The following is a 15,456-nucleotide window of genomic DNA, read 5'->3' on the forward strand; positions in this document are numbered from 1 at the left end:
TTTATAGGTTTGGATTTTAAACATATAAAATCAAATTTCTTTTTAATAATCTGTTTTTCAATTTGCAAAGATAAACGAATAACGTTTCTTAGATAAACATAGTTATAATTGCCATTATTATTACTGATAAAACTATACCACGCGCCATTGTTTCTTTATTAATTTTTAGTAAAATACCAAATGCAATTAGCGTAAGAATGGAACCTAAAGTTATGATTTTGCCTAAATTCCCCTGTGATTTCATAATTTCAATTCCTGCAATGAAATTAAATTCAGTAAAAAAAGTTATAAAAAGATAACTTCCAAGAAGGGTAGTGGCAAATCCAATTAAAAATCCGATAAACAAGTCTGTTTTATTCATTCCATTTCCAGGTATTAAGTTGTTGTACGGCATGATGCGCTGTCAAGTCAAATTGAACAGGAACAACAGATATGTATCCATTTTGCAAAGCCCATTCGTCGGTGTCTTCACCTTTATCTTGGTTTACAAACTCTCCTGCAAGCCAGTAATAATCCCTTCCTTGAGGTGTTTTTCTTTTGTCAAATTTCTCTACCCAAATTGCTTTCGCTTGACGACAAATTCGGATTCCTTTAATTTCTCTTTCTTCTAATTTTGGGAAATTCACATTCAAAACTACTCCTTCCGGCAGTCCGTTTTCTAAAACTTCTAATGATATTTTTCGAATAAAAGATTTTATATTGTCAAAATTAGCATTCCAATCATAATCCAATAAAGAGAAACCAATGGCAGGGATTCCTTCTATACCTGCTTCAACAGCGGCACTCATTGTTCCGGAATAAATCACATTTATGGAAGAATTTGATCCGTGATTGACGCCGGAAACACATAAATCCGGTTTTCGTTTCAGAATTTCATTTACGGCAAGTTTTACACAATCTACTGGTGTACCAGAACAACTGTATTCTAAAAACGGGTCGCTTTCTTTAGAAATTTTATTCAAATATAAAGTGCTGTTTATGGTAATAGCATGACCCATTGCACTTTGAGGGGTGTCTGGCGCTACCACAACAATATAGCCTATTTCTGCCATAACGGCAATTAAAGCTTTAAGTCCGGGTGCCGAAATACCATCATCATTTGTTATTAAAATTAAAGGTCTATCTTTTGTCATTGTTTTATGTTGCAAAAAGGGATTGATTATTGATAATTTTGAAGACAAATGTAATAACACAGAATGGAATGTGTAAACAAAAGATAAAAATATGTTATGTTGATTCATTTAACTTAAAACAAAAGAACATTTTTATATCTTTAACAAAAATTTATGGAGGCCCTGCTACTGTTGGCATAGTTTTTACCGTAACTTAGATTAAAAGATTCATGAATACTATTATTAACTTTATGAAAAGAAATTATAAAATACTTCTTGTTGTCGTATGCCTTTCGGTAACATTGTTTGCGTTCAAAATGAATGCAACAAAATCAACCGATCCCGAAAAAGATAAATTGCTTTTAGAGTTATTGACGTTTGTTATAGAGAAAGGACATTATAGTCCAGCTACAATTGATGATACGTTCTCCAAAGGAATATATAAAGATTACATTGAAGCATTAGATCCATCAAAGCGATTCTTTTTGCAATCAGATATTGATGAATTTTCAAAATTTGAATTGCAATTAGACGACCAGTTATTGAATAAGGATTTAAGTTTTTTCAATCTTACTTATGAGCGTTTAATCAAGCGTATGGAAGAAAGTAAAAAGATTTACAAAGATGTTTTGAGTACCCCTTTTGACTATTCTGTTGATGAAAGTTTTAATATTGATTATGAAAAAGCACCTTATACAAAAAATGTTGCTGAACTTAGCGACAAATGGCGTAAGCAAATCAAGTTATCTACTCTTTCATCTCTTGTTGACAAACAAAAGTTAGAAGAAGATAAAAAGAAAAATGATGCAACGTATCAAATCAAATCTTTTGAGGTCTTAGAAAAAGAGACTAGAGAAAGTTCTGTAAAATCATTAGATGAATACTTTGGTTTTATAGAGGATTTAGATAGAAACGACTGGTTTTCAGTCTATGTAAATTCCATAACAGCACGTTTTGATCCACACACGAATTATTTCGCCGCGGAAGAAAAAGAACGTTTTGATGTAAGTATTAGCGGTAAGTTAGAAGGAATTGGTGCTCGTTTACAGAAGAAAAATGATCTTACTGAAATTTCTGAACTTATTTCTGGTGGTCCGGCATGGAGAGGAAAACAGCTTGAAGCTGGTGATTTAATCATGAAAGTAGCTCAAGGAAATGGAGAAGCGGTAGATGTTGTAGGAATGCGTTTGGATGATGTTGTGAAGAAAATTAAAGGGCCTAAAGGTTCAGAAGTTCGTCTTACTGTAAAAAAAGTGGATGGAACTATTAAGATTATTTCTATCATCAGAGATATTGTTGAAATAGAAGAAACGTATGCGAAATCCAGTATTGTAAACAAAAACGGATTGAAATACGGAGTAATTTATTTGCCAAAATTCTACATTGATTTTGAAAATAAAGACGGAAGAGACGCAGGAAAAGATATTGCTTTAGAAGTAGACCGATTAAAAAAATCAGGTGTAAACGGTATTATTCTTGATGTTCGTGATGACGGTGGAGGATCTTTGTCTACTGTTGTTGACATTGCTGGATTGTTTATTGAACAAGGTCCAATAGTTCAGATTAAATCAGCTGGTATTAAAAAGGAGGTTCTTTATGACAGAGATAAAAAAATTGAATGGGATGGTCCTTTAGTAATTATGGTGAATAGTTTCTCAGCTTCGGCTTCAGAGATTCTGGCAGCAGCAATTCAAGATTATAAAAGAGGGATTATCATTGGAAGTAAACAAACTTACGGTAAAGGAACGGTTCAGAATGTAATTGATTTAAATCAGTTCGTTAGAAGTAGTTCTGTTGGGGATTTAGGAGCCATAAAAACGACTACACAAAAATTTTATAGAATTAACGGTGGATCTACCCAATTAGAAGGTGTGCGTAGTGATATTGTTATGCCAGACAGATATGCTTATTTAAAAATGGGCGAACGCGATATTGATAATGCAATGCCTTGGGATAAAATTGATCAGGCAGATTATAGTGTTTGGAATAATAATACCAACTTTAATCAAGCAATTGCCAATAGTAAAAACAGAATTAGTAAAAATCCGCAGTTTCAATTAATTGAAGAAAATGCAAAATGGATTGATAGTAGAAGTGAAGAGAATGTTTATAGTTTGAATATTGATAAATTTAAAATCGCTCAAGCTGATATTGAAGAGAAAGCTAAAAAATATAAGCCAATCGTAAACTATAAAAACACATTGACATTTACTTCTTTGCCTTATGAAACAGAAGCGATGAGTAAAGATCTCTCTTTGAAAGAGAAAAGAGAAATATGGCATGAATCTTTATCTAAAGATATTTATGTTGAAGAGGCGATTAACGTTTTGGATGATTTACAGCCTAAATCAATTTCAAAAAAAAATATTCCAGTTAAAATAAAAAAAGATAAATTGGCAAAATCTTAATGAGGGATTTGTTAATTCATAAGATGTATTGTCATGAATGACTATTGCGCTCCAAAAATTCTTCTTGAATTTTTGGAGCGTTTTTAGTTTGGTAAACTTAGGTTTGTCCCTTTTACTGAATTTTAGGATTTGATGAATTAGAAATAGCCATAGGTGCATCTATTAATCAATGGAAATAGTTTAGTTTTGATTTTTAAACTAAAGAATATTAACATCTTTACACATGATTAGAAATGGGAAATAGAAAATCATTTGCTTTAATAGCTATACTTCTTAATGGATTCTTTTTTACATCTTGTAAAAAGGATTTGGAAATAGAAAATTCAGCAGCTTACCATGAAAGAAATGAATATATCTCAAATGAGAGTAAAACTAAAGTTGCTCATGCTGATAATAATCGAGCAACGATAACGAGAAATTTTGATTTTTTACCATCTTCTTCAACTAATCAAGTTGTGAAGCACCAGTATTATACTTTATCGTATAATGAAGTTCATGAACAGGCAGAATGGGTAGCGTATGAATTGAAGAAGGATTATATTAAAAATAATAATTTTAAGCGCCCTTTTTTTATTGAAGACGATAAAGTAAAAACAGGTTCGGCTGATTGGAGAAATTATAAAAACACTAAGTATGATAAAGGGCATCTTTGTCCAGCAGGTGATATGGAGTTTGCTTTAGACGCATATAATGATACTTTTTTTACTTCAAATATTTCTCCTCAAGTGCGTAATTTTAATAATGGTGTTTGGAATAGATTAGAGCAGAAAGTACGTTATTGGGCTGTAAAATATGATGGAATTTATGTAATCACAGGTGGAGTTTTGGAATCTTCATTGATGACAATAGGGAAAGAGAAGGTATCTGTTCCTAAGTCTTTTTATAAAATTTTATTGGATAATTCGGGTGAGGAATTGAAAATGATTGGTTTTTTGGTTCCTAATACAGAAAGTAATAAACCATTATATAGTTTTGTAGTGTCAGTTGATTATATCGAAAAATTGACTGGAATCAACTTCTTTCCTAAATTGAATGATAACATTGAAAATCAATTGGAAAAAAGGGATGATTATAAAAATTGGAGTTTTAATTAGCTTTGAAGAATAGGTTTTTTCACTTAAAATCTATTTAATTACCACTCGTTTACTTTATTGGCATCCATTTTTATAAATATAAATAATAATATAGTAAAGCCCCAAAGCCCAGAACCTCCATAAGAGAAGAACGGAAGTGGAACCCCAATTGTTGGGAAAATACCAACTACCATGGCTATATTTACAAAGAAATGTGTAAATAAAATCCCTGCAACACAATATCCATATACCCTGCTGAATTTTGTTTTTTGTCTTTCAGCCAGATATATTATTCTAAGAAATAGACCTGCAAAAAGAGCAATAACAACTAGTGAGCCTACAAATCCCCATTCTTCACCAACTGTCGTGAATATATAATCAGTATGTTGCTCAGGAACAAATCCACCCTTGGTTTGTGTTCCTTCAAGAAACCCTTTTCCAAACCAACCCCCAGAACCAATGGCTATTTCGGATTGATCGGTGTTATAACCAATTCCTTTCAGATCGACTGTTTTGCCTAAAAGTATATTAAAACGGTCCCTGTGATGTTGTTTAAATACATTTTCGAAAACATAGTTTACCGATAAAACAAACCCAGAAATAACCACAAAAAGTATACTGCTTAAAATGATATTTCTATCCGCTAATCTTGATTTTAAATGGACTAATATCAATGTTATTAATGCTATAAGAATTACATATTGTGGCTCTAACACCAGCGTTAATACAAATAAAAGTATGGTAATAAATCCTGTCCAAACATACCATGACGGCAAGCCTTCGCGGTATAAAACGATGATGAATATACTGTATATTAAAGCACTTCCTGGGTCAGGTTGTGGAAGTATTAGGATGACAGGTAAAAGAATAATGGCAAGGGCTTGTACCTGCCTATTTACTTCCTTCAAATTGATTTGGGTGTCACTTAAATATTTTGCTAGCGCTAAAGCTGTTGCCGCTTTAGCAAATTCAGAAGGCTGAATCGTAAAGCTTCCTATTGCATACCAGCAACGTTGGCCCGCTATGGTTTTACCAAATAAAAATAATCCTGCTAATGTAAGTAATGAAATTCCAAAAATGATACTGGCATATTTTTCATAAAATTTACCATCAACAGAAAGTATAGTAAAAATTAAAGGAATAGTTAGTATAATGAATATAAGCTGTTTTTCATGAGTGTCTTCCATCGATGAAAGAGAGGATGAATAGATATTTAGCCAACCCAAAATAACTAATGATGCATAAATTATTATGCTGATCCAGTCAATGTTATTTGTTATGCTTTGGTTTTTCATCGGAATTAAATGGCTTGTTTATTCGATTTAGTAGTATCTGTTTTTACTTTAACAGTTGGAACTGTAGTTTTCTTTTTTAGGAGAGAATCGCTAATTCTTAATTGTAATTTTACAGCTTCAGACAGTCCTCCTAATTTTGCATATCGACTTTGTAAACTTGTTGCTAAAATTCTTTTTTCTAGGTCAACTCTTGTGATTTTTTGTCTCAGATATTTTTCTATCATCAAACTGGCAATAGGTCCCGCTATAGTTGCCCCATATCCACCATTTTCAACCATAACTGCAATTGCAATTTTTGGATTGTCTTTTGGTGCAAAAGCTACAAATATAGAGTGATCTTCCATTTTTACTCGTACTCCACCAATTTTTGCGAAATTTTCTGCTGTTCCGGTTTTACCGCAAATATCAATTCCTTCAACACGTAGTGATCTTGCTGTTCCTAGGTTGTAAACATCAAATAAACCACTGATAATTGGTTTGAAATATTTTTTATCAATTGTAGTTACATGTTTAGTGGTGAATTTTTCGTCAATTTTGTGTCCTTCAATTTTTTTAATGATATGAGGCGTGTAATAATATCCCTCATTCGCAACTGTTGCCATCATGTTCGCAAGCTGAATAGGTGTCATAAGTACTTCCCCCTGTCCAATAGAATTAGAAACAATAGTAGTGCTTCTCCAGCCACCGTTAGGATAAATGCGTTTGTATGTTTTTGAATCGGGTACTTTTCCTTTTTTACCAGTTGGTAAATCATATCCCATGAATTGTCCAAGACCAAAACTTTTCACATGATTACTCCATATATCAACTGCTTGTGCAGGTTTTGAATATTTATTGATTGTTTTCATGTAAGCCGTTGCAAAATAAGAGTTGCAGGACTCAAAAATTCCTCTATGCAATTGAAGTGCACCTCCATGACAGTGGCATCCCATAAAGCGCCCTCTTGCATAACTAAATCCTCGATTACAAAAAACAGTCGAATTTTCATCAATAACACCTTCTTGAAGCGCAACAAGTCCAGTTAAAATTTTGAATGGAGATCCAGGAGGATACTCAGCGAGCAAGCCTCTGTCATAAAGTGGTTTTGCTATAGAATCGCGGTACAATTCGGTATAATTCTTAGATCGTTGTCTTCCTACCAATATACCTGGATCATAGGATGGAGCGGTTACAAGTGCTAATATTTCTCCGGTACTTGGTTCAATTGCTACAATTCCACCTCTTTTATTAATCATTAATTCTTCGCCATACTTTTGAATTTCAGCATCTATGGTCAGATTTATGTCTTCTCCTTGAACAGCGATTGTATCGTATTTCCCCTCTTTATAAGAACCTATTTCCCTATTGTATTTGTCTTTTTGAATGTATTTTACGCCTTTTACTCCACGTAAAATATCTTCATAGCTTTCTTCAACTCCTTGTCGCCCAATTAAATCACCACTATTATAATACGGATTTTTAGCGACTAGTTTTTCATTTACCTGAGTTATGCCACCAAAAACATTAGCACCGAAATCTACTTCATAATCACGAAGGGAACGTTTTTGAAAATAAAAACCTTCATATTTTCTTATTTTTTCTTGGAAAGCAGCAAATTCACTTTTGTTCAATTGAGATAAAAAAGCAGATGGCAAGCGTGGACTGTATATTTTAGCTTTTTCAATTTTTTTTATGAAATCTTCTTTTGTAATATTCAACAATTGACAAAATTCTAAAGTATCAATATTTTTTACTTCTCTAGGAATGACCATGATGTCATAAGATGCTTGGTTAGCAACTAATAACTTTCCATTTCTATCATACATATATCCTCTTTCGGGATATTCATACTTTTTTTTAATGGCATTGTTTTCAGACTTTAGTTTTAAAGTATCATCAACAATTTGCAAATAAAAGATTCGCATTACAAGCAAAGATGTAGCTATAATGATTAAAGAAGGCAACAAGACTTTTCTCATCTTTTGTTTTGCTTAATAAGGTATATTATGATAATACAAATAATGATTGTGAATACAGTACTTAATATAGTTCTGATTAGTATGTCAAAAATAAAGCTAAACTGGAATGCTTCCAGTATAAATAATGTAAAATGATGAATGACAACAGAAAGTAGTATAAAAGAGAATCTTTCAGGTGTCAAAACGTCATTTAATTTTACAGTTTGATATTCATAACTTAGACCAAAAGCAAATTTAAAAATAGCAGGTCTAAAATAGGCTAGAACTAAACATGCAGTGGCATGTATTCCGCCTGAATTACTAAACATATCCATAATAAGTCCAAGTATGAAACTCGCAACTACAAGGCCAGATTTGTTTCCGTTCACAGGGTAAAGTATTATGAACAATATATAAGGGAAAGGACTTATGTAACCCAAAAAATTCATATTGTTGAATATGATAATTTGAACTGCCAGTAACAGAATAAATCGAAAGATATTGACTAACAATGCGCTATTCATCCTTTTCTCTTTTTTCTAAATTAGTGATTTCTTCACGATCTTTCCTTTTTATGATATAGACATGGCCTAAATTTGTCATGTCATTGAATAGTCTGACGTTTATTTTATAATAATTAGTTTCTTCTTCAGTATAGATATTTTCGATAGTGCCTATTCCTATATTTTCTGGAAAAATTACAGATTGTCCACCAGTTACGATAGTGTCTCCTTTTCTTATCGCTGCTAATCTAGGAACATCAACCAATTGAACAAATCCAGTGCTTTTTCCGTCCCAAACAAGTGACCCAAAGTGATTTGACTTTTTGATTTTAGCATTGATTTGTGACTTTTTGTTCAGAATACTGATTACGGTCGAATAATTTTGAGATGTGTTTTCTATGATTCCAACAATTCCTAAACTGTTAATTACACCCATATCCGGTTTTACACCTTGTAATTCCCCTGAATTCAAGGTTAAGTAATTTTCATGAACATTGTATGAATTATGGATCACTTTAGAAACAACAATATCATCTGGTTTTACCCCTTTAATACTGTCCAGTTTTTTTATTGCAGTAGTGTCTTTACGATTAAATAAAATACTTTTTAGCTTTGCATTTTCAAGAGCAAGCGCATCATTTTGAGTTTTTAAATTTAAGTATTCGTTAAGATTGTTCACCTTTTCATAGACTCCGCCGCTTAAAAAATTTGCAGAGCTAATTATTTTGCTTCTGTGGAAAGAATGGGATTGAATGGTGAGTGATAACGAGATACCCAAAAGCAGCAAAAACAGTAATCTATTACTGTTTTTAAAAATAAAATTAAATATTTGCTGCATTTCTTAACGGTATAATGTAAATAACTGTATGTCTTGTTTTGTAATCTAATTGCTTTAATTTGTCTTGAGCTTGAAGCCTGGCAAGTGCAACAAAAACGGATTACTTAATCAAAATGCTTTTAAATTTTGTAATGTTTTTAAGTGCCATACCAGTTCCTCTAACAACTGCTCTTAATGGGTCTTCAGCAATGTATACAGGTAAATCTGTTTTTTGTGAAATCCTTTTATCAAGACCTCTTAACATAGATCCTCCACCTGCAAGGTAAATTCCTGTGTTGTAAATATCAGCTGCTAATTCAGGAGGTGTTTGTGATAAAGTTTCCATTACAGCATCTTCAATTCTTTGTATTGATTTGTCTAACGCTTTAGCGATTTCTCTATATGAAACTTCTACTTGTTTTGGTTTACCAGTAAGTAAATCTCTACCTTGAACTGACATGTCTTCTGGAGGAGTTTCTAAGTCTTCTATAGCTGCACCAATTTGAATTTTGATTTTTTCAGCAGTACTTTCTCCAACAAAAAGATTGTGTTGTGTACGCATGTAATAAACGATGTCATTTGTAAATACATCACCGGCAATTTTTACCGATTTATCACATACAATTCCGCCTAATGCTATTACTGCAATTTCAGTTGTTCCTCCACCTATATCAACAATCATGTTTCCTTTAGGTTGCATGATATCTATTCCAATACCTATTGCTGCTGCCATAGGTTCATGTATCAAATAAACTTCTTTACCATTTACTCTTTCGCATGATTCTTTTACAGCTCTCATTTCCACTTCAGTAATACCTGAAGGAATGCAAACAACCATTCTTAATGCGGGAGTAAACATTCTTTTTTTCAATGCCGGGATGCTTTTTATAAACATACTGATCATTTTTTCTGAAGCATCAAAATCAGCAATTACACCATCTTTCAAAGGTCTTATCGTTTTAATGTTTTCATGTGTTTTTCCCTGCATCATGTTGGCTTCTTTACCAACAGCGATGATTTTGCCTGAAACTCTATCACGAGCAACTATCGAAGGGCTGTCTATGACAACTTTATCATTATGTATGATTAAAGTGTTGGCGGTACCAAGGTCTATCGCAATATCCTCGGTCATGAAATCAAAAAATCCCATAAGTTTTTTAAGGGTTAAAAGTTATAAATTTGTGACGGGCAAAGTTAAACAAATTAATGTTTAAAATGACGAGTTCCTGTAAATACCATTGCAACTTTATTTTCATTACAATAATTAATACTCAATTCGTCTTTTATTGATCCTCCTGGCTGAATTACAGCAGTTATTCCAGCTTCTTTAGCTATTTCTACACAATCTGGAAAAGGGAAAAACGCGTCGCTAGCCATCACTGCTCCATGCAGATCAAAGTGAAAATTATTCGCTTTTTCTATTGCTTGTTGCAATGCATCAACTCTTGATGTCTGTCCTGTACCTGACGCAATAAGTGTACCGTTTTTTGCGAAAACAATCGTATTTGATTTTGTGTTTTTACAAATTTTGGAAGCAAAAATCAGATCCTGAATTTCTTGTTCAGTAGGTTCAGTTATAGTAACGGTTCTTAAGTCTTCTTTATTGTCGGTTATATTGTTTCTTTCCTGAACTAAAATTCCGTTTAAGCAAGTACGAACTTGTTTTTGTGGTAATTCTACTTCGTTTTGGACTAATATAATTCGGTTTTTCTTTTCTTGTAAAATTGCAATGGCCTCAGAATCATATTCTGGAGCAATTACAACTTCGCAAAACAATTTGTTTATTTCTGAAGCAGTAGCTACGTCAATTTTTGTATTCGAAATTAAAACACCCCCAAAAGCTGAAGTTGGATCGCAGGCCAAAGCTGTAAGATAGGCTTCGCTAATAGTAGTTCTAGTTGCTAAACCACATGCGTTATTGTGTTTTAGGATAGCAAATGTTGGACCGTCATTTTTGAATTCATTTATCAAATTTACTGCAGCATCAACATCTAATAAATTATTGTAAGACAATTCTTTTCCGTGAATTTTGTTGAACATAGCATCAAAATCACCAAAGAAAAAACCTTTTTGATGTGGGTTTTCGCCGTATCTCAAAACTTGACCGTTAGCAATACTTTGTTTGTATATTGTTTCGTCAGTGTTGAAATAATTGAATATCGCAGTGTCATAATGAGATGAAACATGAAATGCTTTTGTAGCCAATAATTTTCTGTCTTCTAATGTAGTCGCACCGTTTTGTTCTGTTATTAAATCCAAAAGTAAACTGTATTGATCAACCGAAGCCACAATTACTGTATCCTTGAAGTTTTTTGCGGCAGCACGTATCAAAGAAATACCACCAATATCTATTTTTTCAATAATATCTGATTCACTAGCTCCGGAAGCTACTGTTTTTTCAAAAGGATATAAGTCAACAATTACTAAATCTATTTGCGGAATGTTGAACTCTATCATTTGTTGTACATCACTCTCATTGTCTTGGCGGTTTAAGATTCCTCCAAAAACTTTTGGGTGTAATGTTTTTACTCTACCACCCAAAATAGAAGGGTAAGAAGTAATATCTTCAACAGGAATTACAGGAATTCCTAAATTTTTTATAAAATCCTCAGTCCCTCCAGTAGAATAAAGTGTAACATTTTGACTGTTTAGTTGTCTTACTATAGGTTCTAATCCTTCTTTTGAAAAGACAGAGATTAATGCAGATTGAATTTTTTTTGTTGTGTTCATTATGTAGTTATAGTTATAAAGTGCAAAAATAGTTTTTTAATGTGAAAATTAAGCCATTTGAAAATGAGATAATGTGTAATTTTTACTGCTATTTCATTGGCAAAGATAAAATAATTGATTCACACGGCAACGAATACATTTTTCATTAGGTTTTTGAATAATATTTATGGAATTTTACTTTAATACAAAAAAGATTTTATGCTAGTTTACCTTCGATTATTAAAAGAGAGTTTTGGTTTCGCAATGAATGCATTGCGAAACAATAAGTTAAGAACGTTGCTTTCTTTGTTAGGAGTTACTATTGGAATTTTTTCGATTATAGCTGTACTTGCAGCTGTTGATTCTTTGGACAGAAAAATAAAAAAAGATTTAAGCAGTTTGGATAAAAACACCATTTATTTAATGCGGTTTTCATTTGGGCCTTCTGAAATTCCACTATGGAAAAGAGAACAATTTCCGGATGTTAAATATGATGAATATGAATACTTGAAAAGTTCAATGAATGGTATAGATCAAATGGCTTATCAATTTTTTGTAGGTAGAGAGGTTCTGAAATTCGAATCGGAATCAGTGAGCGGTGTGAATGTTGTTCCGGTATCTCACGAATTTATAGAAATTCAAGGACTTGAGTTTGCAAAAGGAAGGTTTTATAATGAATCTGAATCTAATTCTGGAGCTCCTGTAGTTGTTTTGGGTTATGAAATTGCGAACAATCTTTTTGGCGAAAGCGAACCTATCGGGAAAAACCTACGTTTGTATGGACAGCGCTTCACGGTTATTGGTGTGTTAAAAAAGCAAGGTGAAGGTATGTTTGGCGATAGTAATGATACTTCAGTTTTTATTCCGGTTAATTTTTTAAGAAAGTTGTATGGTGATAATAATGATTCAATGACGCCTGTAATTCTTGTAAAGCCTCAAAAAGGGGTTGATATGGATGCATTTAAAGCGGAATTGGCTCAAAAACTGAGGAATTATCGTGGTATGAAAATCGATGAAGCTGATAATTTTTTCATCAATGTTCTTTCTGGATTTACTGATTTATTAGATGGTATTATTAGTGCCATGCGCGGTGGAGGAATTTTGATTAGTGTTTTTTCATTTTTAGTTGGAGGATTTGGAGTAGCTAACATAATGTTTGTTTCTGTAAAAGAGCGTACCAATTTAATTGGGATTCAAAAATCGTTAGGTGCAAAAAATAGATTTATACTTTTCCAGTTTCTATTTGAAGCGGTTATTCTATGTGTTATTGGTGGAGCTATTGGACTATTGATAGTTTGGTTACTATCAATGCTTTTAACTAGTGTGTTAGATTTTGAATTTGTTTTGAGCTTTTGGAATATACTTATTGGCTCAGGATTGTCAATTATTGTAGGTGTAATTTCTGGAATACTTCCTGCGATTTCTGCTTCAAAACTAGATCCAGTGGAAGCCATTAGAACAGGAATGTAAATTACGGCGAACGTATGAATAAATATAAAAACAGCTTTCAAAATTATTTGAAAGCTGTTTTTATTTGAAGTGAAATAATTAAAAATAAAAAATCCCGATTGCTCGGGATTTTTATTTATCTAATGGTATTGTTCTGAATCAAATCGATATACAAGTTAATCTTGTCTTTTAATTCTTTTCGTGGTGTTATAAAGTCTAAGAAACCATGTTCAAGTAAGAACTCAGCTGTCTGGAAACCTTCTGGTAAATCTTTACCGGTTGTGTCTCTAACTACTCTTGGTCCTGCAAACCCAATTAATGCGCCTGGTTCAGAAATATTAATATCTCCTAACATGGCGTAAGAAGCAGTCGTTCCTCCAGTTGTTGGATCCGTACATAACGAAATGTAAGGCAATTTTGCTTCGGCAAGTTGAGCAAGTTTTACTGATGTTTTAGCTAATTGCATTAATGAATATGCAGCTTCCATCATTCTTGCTCCACCTGATTTTGAAATCATAACAAAAGGTAATTTGTTTTTGATAGCGTGATCGATTCCTCTTGCGATTTTCTCTCCCACTACAGCTCCCATAGATCCACCAATAAAGGCAAAATCCATACAGCAGATAACAACATCTTTCCCTTTTGATTTTCCAACTCCGGTGCGCACTGCGTCCTTAAGTTTGGTTTTTTCCATAACATCTTTCAAACGATCTGCATATTTTTTTGTATCAACAAAATGCAAAGGATCTTTAGAAGTCATGTTTTTATCTAATTCAACAAATTCATTGTTGTCAAATAAAATTTGAAAATATTCTGTACTTCCAATTCTAACGTGAAAACCATCTTCGGGACTTACAAATAAGTTGCGAGCTAGTTCATCGGCATCAATAATTTTTCCAGTTGGAGATTTGTACCAAAGTCCTTTTGGAATATCCATTTTGTCTTCGGTAGCAGTAGTAATCCCTTTTTCTTTTCTTTTAAACCAAGCCATATTTATTGTTTTTGTTGTTTCAGGTTTAAGGTTTAAAGTTTTGAAACCTTAAACCTGAAACTTTAAACTTTTTATTATAATGTATTTACGTTGTTCAAGTCAGCAAATGCTTGCTCAAGTCGTGCATTGAAAGTAACTTCACTTTCACGCAACCATTTTCTTGGATCGTAATATTTTTTGTTTGGAGCATCAGCACCTTCTGGATTTCCAATTTGAGTTTTCAAATAATCGATGTTTTTTACCATATAATCACGGATACCTTCCGTAAAAGCAAATTGTAAATCAGTATCGATATTCATTTTTATAACTCCGTAGCTAATACCTTCTCTGATTTCTTCTAATGTAGAACCTGAACCACCGTGGAAAACAAAGTCTACTGGGTTGTGTCCTGTATTGAATTTATTTTGAACAAAATCTTGAGAATTTTTTAAGATTTTTGGAGTCAATTTTACATTTCCTGGTTTGTAAACTCCATGTACGTTTCCAAAAGCAGCCGCAATTGTAAATTTAGGGCTTACTTTAGAAAGTTCTTCGTATGCGTAAGCAACTTCTTCAGGTTGTGTATATAATTTAGAACTATCAACATCAGAGTTGTCAACACCATCTTCTTCACCACCTGTAATTCCAAGTTCGATTTCAAGTGTCATTCCCATTTTGCTCATTCTTTCTAAATATCCTTTGCAAATTTCGATGTTTTCTTCGATAGGCTCCTCAGATAAGTCAATCATGTGAGAAGAAAATAATGGTTTTCCAGTTTCAGCAAAATGTTTTTCTGAAGCATCTAATAAACCGTCAATCCAAGGCAATAATTTTTTTGCACAGTGGTCAGTATGTAATATTACGGTTGCTCCGTAAGCTTCCGCCAAAGTATGAATGTGTAATGCACCTGCAATTCCACCAGCGATTGCTGCTTTTTCACCTGCATTAGAAAGTCCTTTTCCTGCATTAAATTGTGCTCCTCCATTAGAAAATTGAATGATAACTGGAGCATTAAGTTTTGCTGCTGTTTCAAGTACACCATTGATAGTATTTGATCCCGTAACATTTACTGCTGGAAGTGCAAATCCTTTTTCTTTAGCATAATTAAAAATTTCCTGAACCTGATCTCCTGTAGCTACGCCTGGTTTTATGTTGTGTGCCATTGTAATTTTTTTAGTTATTT

13 protein-coding genes are annotated in these 15,456 nt (G+C 32.8%); 3 read left to right on the top strand and 10 right to left on the bottom strand.

Features of this window, described 5'->3' with window-relative positions:
* Positions 1 to 88: 88 nt before the first annotated feature.
* On the bottom strand, positions 89 to 361 hold the full coding sequence (locus tag ACNQF8_RS06125) for a hypothetical protein (RefSeq protein ID WP_417951196.1): 273 nt from the start codon (positions 359 to 361) through the stop codon (positions 89 to 91).
* The gene (gene surE, locus ACNQF8_RS06130) at positions 354 to 1,133 is read right to left on the bottom strand and encodes a 5'/3'-nucleotidase SurE (RefSeq protein ID WP_417951197.1); all 780 of its coding nucleotides are present in this window, start codon (positions 1,131 to 1,133) and stop codon (positions 354 to 356) included. The genes ACNQF8_RS06125 and surE overlap by 8 nt, the downstream gene beginning before the upstream one ends.
* Before the next feature lie 209 nt (positions 1,134 to 1,342).
* Here surE and ACNQF8_RS06135 point away from each other — a divergent pair, with 209 nt between their 5' ends.
* Both ACNQF8_RS06135 and ACNQF8_RS06140 read left to right on the top strand, forming a co-directional pair.
* On the top strand, positions 1,343 to 3,520 hold the full coding sequence (locus tag ACNQF8_RS06135; RefSeq protein WP_417951198.1) for a carboxy terminal-processing peptidase: 2,178 nt from the start codon (positions 1,343 to 1,345) through the stop codon (positions 3,518 to 3,520).
* 233 nt (positions 3,521 to 3,753) lie between these two features.
* Complete coding sequence (locus ACNQF8_RS06140; RefSeq protein ID WP_417951199.1) at positions 3,754 to 4,614, top strand: DNA/RNA non-specific endonuclease; 861 nt, start codon at positions 3,754 to 3,756, stop codon at positions 4,612 to 4,614.
* A 38-nt stretch (positions 4,615 to 4,652) separates the two neighbouring features.
* Here ACNQF8_RS06140 and rodA read toward each other — a convergent pair whose 3' ends face one another.
* The 6 genes from rodA to purH form a co-directional block, all read right to left on the bottom strand.
* Entirely contained in the window at positions 4,653 to 5,888 is a 1,236-nt protein-coding gene (rodA, locus tag ACNQF8_RS06145; RefSeq protein ID WP_417953067.1) for a rod shape-determining protein RodA, read from the bottom strand.
* 5 nt (positions 5,889 to 5,893) lie between these two features.
* Entirely contained in the window at positions 5,894 to 7,846 is a 1,953-nt protein-coding gene (gene mrdA, locus ACNQF8_RS06150; RefSeq protein WP_417951201.1) for a penicillin-binding protein 2, read from the bottom strand.
* Entirely contained in the window at positions 7,843 to 8,349 is a 507-nt protein-coding gene (locus ACNQF8_RS06155) for a rod shape-determining protein MreD (protein ID WP_417951202.1), read from the bottom strand. The genes mrdA and ACNQF8_RS06155 overlap by 4 nt, the downstream gene beginning before the upstream one ends.
* A complete protein-coding gene (gene mreC / locus ACNQF8_RS06160) occupies positions 8,342 to 9,166 on the bottom strand; it encodes a rod shape-determining protein MreC (RefSeq protein WP_417951203.1) in 825 nt (274 codons plus the stop codon). Before mreC ends, ACNQF8_RS06155 begins: the two co-directional genes overlap by 8 nt.
* A 100-nt stretch (positions 9,167 to 9,266) precedes the next feature.
* Positions 9,267 to 10,295 carry a rod shape-determining protein gene (locus ACNQF8_RS06165; RefSeq protein ID WP_035668436.1) on the bottom strand — a complete coding sequence of 343 codons (1,029 nt, stop codon included), beginning with the start codon at positions 10,293 to 10,295 and terminating at the stop codon, positions 9,267 to 9,269.
* Positions 10,296 to 10,348: 53 nt separating this feature from the next.
* Positions 10,349 to 11,875, bottom strand: a complete 1,527-nt coding sequence (gene purH, locus ACNQF8_RS06170) for a bifunctional phosphoribosylaminoimidazolecarboxamide formyltransferase/IMP cyclohydrolase (protein WP_417953068.1) — start codon at positions 11,873 to 11,875, stop codon at positions 10,349 to 10,351.
* A gap of 198 nt (positions 11,876 to 12,073) precedes the next feature.
* Here purH and ACNQF8_RS06175 point away from each other — a divergent pair, with 198 nt between their 5' ends.
* Positions 12,074 to 13,324 carry an ABC transporter permease gene (locus ACNQF8_RS06175; protein WP_315208686.1) on the top strand — a complete coding sequence of 417 codons (1,251 nt, stop codon included), beginning with the start codon at positions 12,074 to 12,076 and terminating at the stop codon, positions 13,322 to 13,324.
* 115 nt (positions 13,325 to 13,439) lie between these two features.
* Here the strand turns inward: ACNQF8_RS06175 and accD are convergent, their stop codons facing one another.
* Entirely contained in the window at positions 13,440 to 14,294 is an 855-nt protein-coding gene (gene accD, locus ACNQF8_RS06180; protein WP_099713614.1) for an acetyl-CoA carboxylase, carboxyltransferase subunit beta, read from the bottom strand.
* Between the two features lie 74 nt (positions 14,295 to 14,368).
* Entirely contained in the window at positions 14,369 to 15,436 is a 1,068-nt protein-coding gene (fbaA, locus tag ACNQF8_RS06185) for a class II fructose-bisphosphate aldolase (RefSeq protein ID WP_417951206.1), read from the bottom strand.
* Between the last annotated feature and the right edge of the window lie 20 nt (positions 15,437 to 15,456).

Source organism: Flavobacterium labens (assembly GCF_048286755.1).
Taxonomy (GTDB): Bacteria; Bacteroidota; Bacteroidia; order Flavobacteriales; family Flavobacteriaceae; genus Flavobacterium.

Bases quoted from the DNA above. Each gene is read 5' to 3' on its own strand.
- ACNQF8_RS06125 (WP_417951196.1), bottom strand. From the start codon at position 361: ATGAATAAAACAGACTTGTTTATCGGATTTTTAATTGGATTTGCCACT.
- surE (WP_417951197.1), bottom strand. From the start codon at position 1,133: ATGACAAAAGATAGACCTTTAATTTTAATAACAAATGATGATGGTATT.
- ACNQF8_RS06135 (WP_417951198.1), top strand. From the start codon at position 1,343: ATGAATACTATTATTAACTTTATGAAAAGAAATTATAAAATACTTCTT.
- ACNQF8_RS06140 (WP_417951199.1), top strand. From the start codon at position 3,754: ATGGGAAATAGAAAATCATTTGCTTTAATAGCTATACTTCTTAATGGA.
- rodA (WP_417953067.1), bottom strand. From the start codon at position 5,888: ATGAAAAACCAAAGCATAACAAATAACATTGACTGGATCAGCATAATA.
- mrdA (WP_417951201.1), bottom strand. From the start codon at position 7,846: ATGAGAAAAGTCTTGTTGCCTTCTTTAATCATTATAGCTACATCTTTG.
- ACNQF8_RS06155 (WP_417951202.1), bottom strand. From the start codon at position 8,349: ATGAATAGCGCATTGTTAGTCAATATCTTTCGATTTATTCTGTTACTG.
- mreC (WP_417951203.1), bottom strand. From the start codon at position 9,166: ATGCAGCAAATATTTAATTTTATTTTTAAAAACAGTAATAGATTACTG.
- ACNQF8_RS06165 (WP_035668436.1), bottom strand. From the start codon at position 10,295: ATGGGATTTTTTGATTTCATGACCGAGGATATTGCGATAGACCTTGGT.
- purH (WP_417953068.1), bottom strand. From the start codon at position 11,875: ATGAACACAACAAAAAAAATTCAATCTGCATTAATCTCTGTCTTTTCA.
- ACNQF8_RS06175 (WP_315208686.1), top strand. From the start codon at position 12,074: ATGCTAGTTTACCTTCGATTATTAAAAGAGAGTTTTGGTTTCGCAATG.
- accD (WP_099713614.1), bottom strand. From the start codon at position 14,294: ATGGCTTGGTTTAAAAGAAAAGAAAAAGGGATTACTACTGCTACCGAA.
- fbaA (WP_417951206.1), bottom strand. From the start codon at position 15,436: ATGGCACACAACATAAAACCAGGCGTAGCTACAGGAGATCAGGTTCAG.